This is a genomic window from Bradyrhizobium sp. YR681 (genome assembly GCF_000282615.1).
Classification (GTDB): domain Bacteria; phylum Pseudomonadota; class Alphaproteobacteria; order Rhizobiales; family Xanthobacteraceae; genus Bradyrhizobium.
Genome location: NZ_AKIY01000244.1, coordinates 1 through 7,988, shown reverse-complemented (window position 1 = coordinate 7,988; position 7,988 = coordinate 1). Strand labels below are relative to the sequence as shown.

The 7,988-nt window shown below is 65.8% G+C and carries 7 protein-coding genes and 1 pseudogene; 5 read left to right on the top strand and 3 right to left on the bottom strand.

Annotated features, from left to right (window positions below):
* Window positions 1-184: pseudogene (locus PMI42_RS26230) on the bottom strand (glutamine--fructose-6-phosphate transaminase (isomerizing)); the annotation flags it as partial.
* 220 nt (window positions 185-404) lie between these two features.
* Between PMI42_RS26230 and PMI42_RS26225 the strand changes: the two are divergent.
* Window positions 405-623 carry a hypothetical protein gene (locus tag PMI42_RS26225; protein WP_008139683.1) on the top strand — a complete coding sequence of 73 codons (219 nt, stop codon included), beginning with the start codon at window positions 405-407 and terminating at the stop codon, window positions 621-623.
* 6 nt (window positions 624-629) lie between these two features.
* Here PMI42_RS26225 and glmU read toward each other — a convergent pair whose 3' ends face one another.
* Window positions 630-1,985 carry a bifunctional UDP-N-acetylglucosamine diphosphorylase/glucosamine-1-phosphate N-acetyltransferase GlmU gene (gene glmU / locus PMI42_RS26220; protein ID WP_008139681.1) on the bottom strand — a complete coding sequence of 452 codons (1,356 nt, stop codon included), beginning with the start codon at window positions 1,983-1,985 and terminating at the stop codon, window positions 630-632.
* A 174-nt stretch (window positions 1,986-2,159) separates the two neighbouring features.
* Between glmU and PMI42_RS26215 the strand changes: the two genes are divergently transcribed.
* Together PMI42_RS26215 and PMI42_RS26210 are read left to right on the top strand one after the other, a co-directional pair.
* Window positions 2,160-3,539 carry a hypothetical protein gene (locus tag PMI42_RS26215; protein WP_008139679.1) on the top strand — a complete coding sequence of 460 codons (1,380 nt, stop codon included), beginning with the start codon at window positions 2,160-2,162 and terminating at the stop codon, window positions 3,537-3,539.
* Between the two features lie 199 nt (window positions 3,540-3,738).
* Window positions 3,739-4,119, top strand: coding sequence for a hypothetical protein (locus PMI42_RS26210; protein ID WP_008139677.1), 381 nt, complete (start codon window positions 3,739-3,741; stop codon window positions 4,117-4,119).
* On the opposite strand, the gene PMI42_RS26205 is transcribed toward PMI42_RS26210, so the two are convergent.
* A complete protein-coding gene (locus tag PMI42_RS26205; RefSeq protein WP_008139676.1) occupies window positions 4,079-5,638 on the bottom strand; it encodes a glycoside hydrolase family 17 protein in 1,560 nt (519 codons plus the stop codon). The genes PMI42_RS26210 and PMI42_RS26205 overlap by 41 nt on opposite strands.
* A gap of 330 nt (window positions 5,639-5,968) precedes the next feature.
* Between PMI42_RS26205 and PMI42_RS26200 the strand changes: the two genes are divergently transcribed.
* Window positions 5,969-6,565, top strand: coding sequence for a hypothetical protein (locus PMI42_RS26200; protein WP_008139675.1), 597 nt, complete (start codon window positions 5,969-5,971; stop codon window positions 6,563-6,565).
* A gap of 217 nt (window positions 6,566-6,782) precedes the next feature.
* Window positions 6,783-7,988: glycoside hydrolase family 17 protein (locus PMI42_RS26195; RefSeq protein ID WP_008139674.1), on the top strand; the 1,206-nt coding region annotated here is incomplete at its 3' end.

Here is a 7,988-nt window from a genome sequence, read left to right as displayed (position 1 = left end):
GCTCGGCCTCGAGCCGCTTCTCCAGATTCTTCAGCTTGCCCTCGGCGCGGCGGCGCGCCAGATGCTTGCCTTCGAGCGTGGCGACGCCCGCGGAGTCATAGCCGCGATATTCAAGACGTTTGAGCGAATCCACCAATTGCTCTGCAACCGGTTCGCGCCCGAGAATGCCGACAATCCCGCACATGCGGATCAATATCCCCCAAATCGTCGAAAAATCGCCTAAACGACGCGCTCGGTTTTTAGCGAAATTCCCAAGGAACCAGAAACTCAATAATTATTGCTGATTGAGACAGCGCCGTTCTGCGACCGGCTCCGACTGCGTCGAATTGGCCGGCCTCAAGCCGCCCGCATTAACTTGTTGTCAACAAGTTTGGCAAACCATTTCCGGATAGGAGAACAAGCCCATGAAAGGCTCGTCCGACCGCAAAGGTCTGTCATCGATGTCCGTGCGCGCCAGCGAGACCACGGGCACCCACCTTGCCCACTGGCCGCCGCCCCAGCGCGGCAAGGAAAGCAAGCCCGTCTTCGTCAAGCATGCTGCCGGCGAGCCGGCCAAGCGTGCCAAGCCTCGCGGCTGGCGCCTGACCCGCGCGATCTTCTCGGAATTTTCCGACGACGAATAGGGCGGCCTATTTCTCGGTGTTCTTGCCGCCCGTCTTCATCTCGCGATAGCGCGCCGCGCCGCCTTCCCGGATGGTCTGCTGGTTGCGCTCCAGCGCCATCGCGTCGTCGGGCACGTCGCGCGTGATCACCGAGCCGGAGCCGATATAGGCGCCGTTGCCGATTTTCACCGGCGCGACCAGCGAGGAGTTGGTGCCGACGAAGGCACCCTGCCCGATCACCGTCTTGTGCTTCTTGAAGCCGTCGTAGTTGCAGGTGATGGTGCCGGCGCCGATGTTGGAATTGGCGCCGATGGTGGCGTCGCCGATGTAGGAGAGATGGTTGACCTTGACGCCGGCCTCAAGCGTCGCGGCCTTGGTCTCCACGAAATTGCCGATCCGCGCGCCATCCCCGAGCGAGGTGCCGGGACGCAGCCGCGCATAGGGGCCGATCGAGACCTTCTTGCCGAGCGTGGTCTCGACGATATGAGAGAAGGAATGGATCACCGCGCCGTCGGCGATCGATACGCCGGGGCCGATCACCACGAACGGCTCGATGGTGACGTCCCTGCCGAACGATGTGTCGGCAGACAAAAACACGGTCTCGGGCGCGATCAGCGTGACGCCGGCGTCCATCGCCGCTTTCCGCAAGCGCGTCTGCATCACGGCTTCCGCCTCGGCGAGCTGCGCCTTGGTGTTGATGCCGCGCACCTCGTCCTCGCTGGTCTCGATCACCACGGACTCCCATCCCTTTTCGCGAACGATGCCGACGGCGTCGGTCAGATAATATTCGCCCTTGGAATTCGCATTGCCGATCCTGTCGAGGATCTCGAGCGCGCGGCGTCCGTCGATCGCCATCACTCCGGCATTGCACAGATCGATCTTGCGCTCGGCGTCGCTGGCATCGGCCTGCTCGCGGATCGCGACCAGGCGGTCGCCCTCGACGATGAAGCGGCCATAGCCGGTGGGATCGGCGGCGCGAAAGCCGAGCGCGGCGATCGCGGCGCCCTTGGCGAGCGGCGCACGCAGCCGCGCAAAAGTCTCAGCCGAGATCAGCGGAGTGTCGCCGAACGCGATCAGGAGATCGTCGACGCCGCGCGCGATTGCCTCGCGCGCCGCCAGCACCGCATGCGCGGTGCCGAGCCGCTCGGCCTGCACGAAGGTCAGCGCGTCCGGGCGGATACGCTTGGCCTGATCCGCAACGGCCTGGTGGTTGGGTCCGATCACGACAGCCAGCGAGGTGCCGGTTCCCTTGGGTGCCGCGGCAAGCACATGGGCAAGCAGCGGCTGGTGCGCGACGGGATGCAGCACTTTCGGCAGACTCGATCGCATGCGCGTGCCTTCGCCGGCGGCGAGCACGATCGTGAGGCTGGAACGGGCGGTCATCGAAATCCTGTCAGATACGGCCGAATCAAATGGCGCGACGGGCGGATCGCCCTCATGAGCTGCCCGCCTTGCTACCCCCGCAAACGCCCGGAATTCAAGTGCGACGGGGTTTTCCTGTTAATGTTCCTTGATTGATTCGGGGGAAGCCGGACAACGGCTGGGCACTTGACGTTCATGGCAAAGGATTCCGACCCACTGGCGGATGCCTTCGGCACCAAGGAGACCGGCGGGCTGTTCTCCGGACTTTTGGCCGAGGAAAGCACGTTCGACCGCCGCATGATGTGGCGGCTGGGCTCGTGGGGCGTCGCGGCCGTAGGCGCTGTCGTCCTGGCCGTGATGGCCAATCAGGCCCAGCTCGGCTGGCGGCGCGACCAGATGGCCTCCGCCGATCTGTCGCGCCAGGCCGACCGGCTCCAATTGCTGACGAAGGAAAGCCAGAACGAGGCCCGCCGCCTCGCCTCCGCCATCGAGACGCTGAACAGCGACCGCGACCGGCTCTATTCGCGCGTCACCGTGCTGGAGCAAGGACTCGACTCCGTCACCGGCGCGATCGCAAAGCAGATCGCCAGGCCGCAGGACGCGCCGGCGCCTGACGCACCGCCCGCGGCTGCTGCGCCCAGCGTCGGGCCTGTCGCATCGGTGCCCGCCCCATCCGCCGACAAGCCGCGCGGGACAGCCGCAAAGGACCAGGCGAAGGAGCCGGCAAGGGACATCGCAAAGGACACTGCGAGGGAAGCGCCGAAGGAGCCGCTGGGCCCGCCGCCGCAAACAGCTTCCGCCGCCTCGCTCGTCGCGCAGTCGCCGGCAACGACATCGGCACTGCCGATGCTGCCCCTGGTGCCGTCCAAGTCGATCATGGCGCCGCCTGATCCCGCCGCATCGAAACTGATTCAGCCCGAGACGACCGAGAAGGCCGCCGAGAAGAAGCCGGATGCGGCGCCCGCACCGAGCGAAGTCGCGGCGCTGCCTGCCAAGCTGCCGGAGACGACCGAGAGCGAAGCGCCTGCAATCGCGGTTCAGCAGACGCGCTTTGCGATCGATCTCGGCGGCGCCAACTCGCTCGACGGCCTGCGCGCGCTCTGGCGCGGCGTGACGAAGTCCAATCCGGAAGTCGCGGCGCTGCGGCCGATCATCATGATCAAGGAAGGCGCCACCGGTCTCGGCATGCAGTTGCGCCTCGGTGCCGGCCCGCTCATCAATGCTGCCGCAGCGGCAAAGCTCTGCGCAGGGCTCGCCGAGAACGACCGGCATTGCGAGACCACCGTGTTCGACGGCCAGCGCCTGTCGCTGCGCGGCGGTTCGGACAAGGGGCAAGAGAAGTCGCAAGACCGGGTTCAGGAGAAGAACTCCGAGAAGGACGCCGCGCCGCAAGCCGAAACCGCGCCGCCGCCTCCGCCCGCCGTCAAGCCGGACAAGCGCCGCCGCAGCTACTCCTCGAAGCGCTCATCGAAACGCGAGGAGCCCGCGTCTGCACCCGCGGCGCCGCAGCCCGCGGCGGCCAAGCCGGAGACGGCGTCGGCGGGATCGACGCTGACGTCGTTCTTCAGGCGGTGAACCAGTCAAGCGTGTGAGCGCTTACCGGCGCCGCCCGCGCCGAGCTGCGAAGCTGGTCACATGAGCGTTGCATTACGCTCCGCCAACCTGAACGGCGATGATTTGCCTGTCGCAACACCGGCGCGCGCTTGCGCTACTGGGGGCAGAAAAATCCGCCTCCCCTGTTGCCCCCTCCCGTCATCCCGACCATATTGCGGCCATGACAAAAAAGCCCTTCCGCCTCACGCCCTACCAGGTGCAGTTCCTGATCGTCGCCGGCTTCGCGACCGTCGGCTATGCGATCTATCTGCGCTATCTCGGAATCGAAAACTCGCAGGTCGGGCTCGCCTGCGACGCCGGCCTGCAGACGCTGATCTGCAAGGCGCGCGCGGTCGCGACCGTGCTGTTCAAGAACTCGGTGTTCGGCATCGTCGCGCTGGTGGTTGCGACACTGAACTTGATGCGGCCGTCGATCGTGCTGCTCACGGTCGGCATCATCGCCGCCGGCCTCGGCATCGTGCTCTACAATGTCGTGCTGTCGGGCCTTGCGATCGGCCTGCTCATTCTTGGATTTGCTCGGCCCGCGCCCGCCACAGCGTGAGCGCGAACAACAGATAGATCGCGCAGGTCCACAGCGACTGCCAGTTGTCGCGGCCTTCGTTGAAGAGCACATAGACCGCCGACATCGCGAGCACGCCCGCGAACACCGACTCCGCGATCGGACGCGTGCCGATCTGCGGCCGGTTCAGCATCAGCAATGCGAACGGCACCACCGCCATCGTCAGCGAGGCGTAGGGGAAGTCGTGGTAGCGCGGGTCGAACACGAAGGCGAGCGCGGTCTGCGCCGCGATCACCGCCGACACCGCCAGCGTCAGGCCGAGCACGGCGGTGAGTTTCGACCATTTCCGGCCCTCGCGCGGGCCGAGCAGGTCGAGGAAGGTCGGCAGGCTTCGGCCGATCACCATCGCCTGCGCGCAGAAGATCGGCGACAGGATGCCGGCGAGCAGCAGCGCGCCCCAATGCAGCCAGCCCGCCCAGCCATAGCTCTCATAGTACATCTTGTCGGCGCCGATCCCGAGCAGGATACCGGCGGAGGTCGCCGAGATGGCAACGCCGAGCCAGGCCGAGAAGCGCGGCGTCCACGGCCGCCGGCGCAGCGTCAGGCCGGCAACGGCGAAGACCAGCACGCACAGGCCCATGCCGGCGCCCATGTACCATTTCCAGTACGGGAAATTGCTGATCGGCTGGCCCGGCGGATATTTCAGGTTCCGGCGCACGGAGTCATAGAGGCCCCAATAGCCGCCGACGGTGCCTTCCAGCTTGCGCTTCCACGGCTGGTCGTAGGACTCGATCAGATTGACGCGGAATTTTTGCGCCTTCGCAAGGCCGAGGATTTCAGAGACGACGCGGGCCTGGTTGGTGCGCGACGGCAGCGCTCCGTCGCGCATGCGCCCTTCGCTCGGCCAGCCGGTTTCGCCGATCAGGATCTCCTTGCCGGGGAACGCCGTCGCCATGCGCTCGCGGATCTGCTCGACATGGGCGGCGGCGAATTTCGCCTTGACCGGAATGTCCTCCCAATAGGGCAGGATATGGATCGTGACGAAATCGACGGCGTCATAGATCTCGCGATTCCTGAGCCAGAATTCCCAGACGTCGGCATAGGTGACGGGCACGCTGACCTGCGCCTTCACCGAGCGGATGATGGAGACGAGATCCGCGGTCGTCATCTCGCCGCGCAGCAGCACCTCGTTGCCGACGATGATGGCGGTGATGATGCCGGGGAAGTCCTTGCTGAGGCGGACGGCGAGCGCGGCCTGCTCAAGGTTCTTGGTGCGGTTGCTGGAGAGCCAGATGCCCTGGAGCACCTTGAGCCCGCCGACCCTGGCGGCGATCGCCGGCACCTGGTCGAGCCCGTTCTCCATCGAATAGGTGCGGACGCAGTCGGTGATCTCCTTGAGCTGGCGCAAATCCTGCTCGATCTGGTCGGCCTCGATATGCGTCCAGGACTCCAGCGGCGACTGCTCGCCGCGGAACGGCGCATAGGAGACGCATTGAACCTTCTCGGCGGGATCGATCGGGGCGCGCGCGAGCGTGATCGGCGTGGCCAGCCACCACCACATGGCAGCAATCGCACCCAGTGAAACAAGCAGAAGCGCCAGTGGCGTACGAAGTGAAATCGGTTCCATCCTCCGCGAGGTGCCGTCGATTACCTGCTCGCACGCCGTCTGCCAAGGGGGCACGCCGGGGTGGATCCGCTCGCTCCCCCGGGGAATTTGCCTGCGGCCGTTCGACAGTGGCCTAGGATTGTGACTTTGCTGGACAAAATGCCAAATACGCGTCATGGGATTTTGCGGGACGTTTCCGCCGCATTGGAGACCCATTTGGACGCCATCAGCTAGCGCGTCCGCGGGCTCCTGACGCGGGCGGACAGCGGAGATATTGGGGAATTCATGCGGCAACGGGTGTTCGAGTTACGAAATGCGGTCCTGCGGCAGTTCGCCGCCACCTTGGCCGTCTCTTCCCTTCTCGTCCTGGTCGGCGTCAACGCCGCGCTTGCCCAGAGCGGCACGCCCGCCCCCGAGCAGGGCAAGGCTGCCGCCCAGCCCGCCGATGCCGCCGCCAAGGACACCGCCCAGAACCAGCGCCGTACCGACGAGTTCGCCGAAGCCGCCCAGGTCATCAACGGCCCGGCCGGCAATCCCGAATGCGTATGGCTCGGCCGCCGCGTGGTGCGGCTGATGTGGCGGGATGACCTCGATACCGCGTTCCGCCATCTCGACCTCTACGATCGCTTCGGCTGCCCGGGCGGCCACATCCAGGCGGCCTTCCGCTGCCTGACCCGCTTCGGCGGCCAGATCGATCCCAAGGTCGCCGAGACCCTGGACAGCCGTGTGCATGCTTGCTGGATTAACCCGGCCTCCCAGCCGCAGCAGGCGGCGGCCGCGGCCTCCCAGCCGGCAGCGCCGACGACCGGCAATTCGCAAGCCCCGCAGCCGGCCGCAAGCCCCTCGCCCGCGGCAAGCCCGTCACCGGCGCCCCCGAAATAGAAGCGGGTCGCTTCAGCCGCCGTTCAGGAATGATCGGCCATAGAAACGGTTGGCACTGCCGCGCGTTTCCTGAAACGGACATGCCCTCATACGGTCATGAGGCCATGACAGTTGTGAAACCGCGCGGGAGAGGTATGCTCCATTTGCCGCGGACTCGGTCGGATCTCGGGGTCGGATCCGCTTCCCTGCCACCTCAGCCCCTTTTGGTTTAGCCGCGATGCGCGTTGTCGCCGCCGTTCTGTTGCTCGTGTCCGCGCTTCACGCTGGGCTGTGGGGAGTCCTGCGCGACAAGGAACCCGCGCCCGACTTTAGGGGTCTGCTGCCGAGCGTCTCCTACGCGCCGTTCGAAGGCTCGGCCCACCCCGACATCGACAACATCCCGACCGTCGAGAAAATCCGCGCCGACCTGAAGACGCTGTCGACCATGACGCGCGCGATCCGTCTCTATTCGTCAACGGGTGGCGTGGAACTGGTGCCGCCGATCGCGGCCGAGTTCGGCCTCAAGGTCACCGTCGGCGCCTGGATCGACAAGGACAAGGATCGCAACGAGCGCGAGATCAAGGCCGCCATCGAACTCGCCCGCAAGAACAGCAACGTCAACGGCGTCGTCGTCGGCAACGAGGTGATCTATCGCGGCGAGCAGAAGGTCGAAGACCTCATCGAGATGATCAAGAAGGTGAAGGGCGCGGTGCGCGTGCCCGTCACGACAGGCGAGATCTGGAACATCTGGCGCGACAATCCGGACCTCGGCTCCAACGTCGATTTCATCGCCGCCCACGTGCTGCCCTATTGGGAAAACTTCCGCTCGGACCAGGCGGTCGACCAGGCCGTGGACCGCTACAATCTGCTGCGCAACCAGTTCCCCGGCAAGCGCATCGTTATCGCCGAGTTCGGCTGGCCGAGCCAGGGCTACAACTTACGCAATGCCGACCCTGGTCCGTTCCAGCAGGCGCTGACCCTGCGCAATTTCGTCAGCCGCGCCGAAGCCATCGGCATGGAATACAACATCGTCGAGGCCATCGATCAGCCCTGGAAATATTTCGAGGGCGGCGTCGGTCCGTACTGGGGCCTCCTCAACGCCAGCCGCGAGCCGAAATTCGCCTGGACCGGCCCGGTGGAGAACCCCGATTACTGGAAGCTGATGACGATCGCGCTTCTGGTCGGCGTCCTGTTGTCGCTGCCGATCCTGCGGCTGCAACAGCCGACCGCGAAGCAGGCGTTCCTGCTGTCGGCGACCGCCAACGGCGTCGGCGCCTGGGCTGCGACCGTATTCGCGTTCTGGAACGACCACTATTTCATCTTCGGCTCGGCCTTCGCGCTGACGCTCGGCATGATCCTGCTCGTTCCGCTGGTGCTGATCGCGATGGCGCGTATCGACGAGATCGCGGCTGTCGCCCTCGGCCGGCCGCCGCAGCGGCTGGGG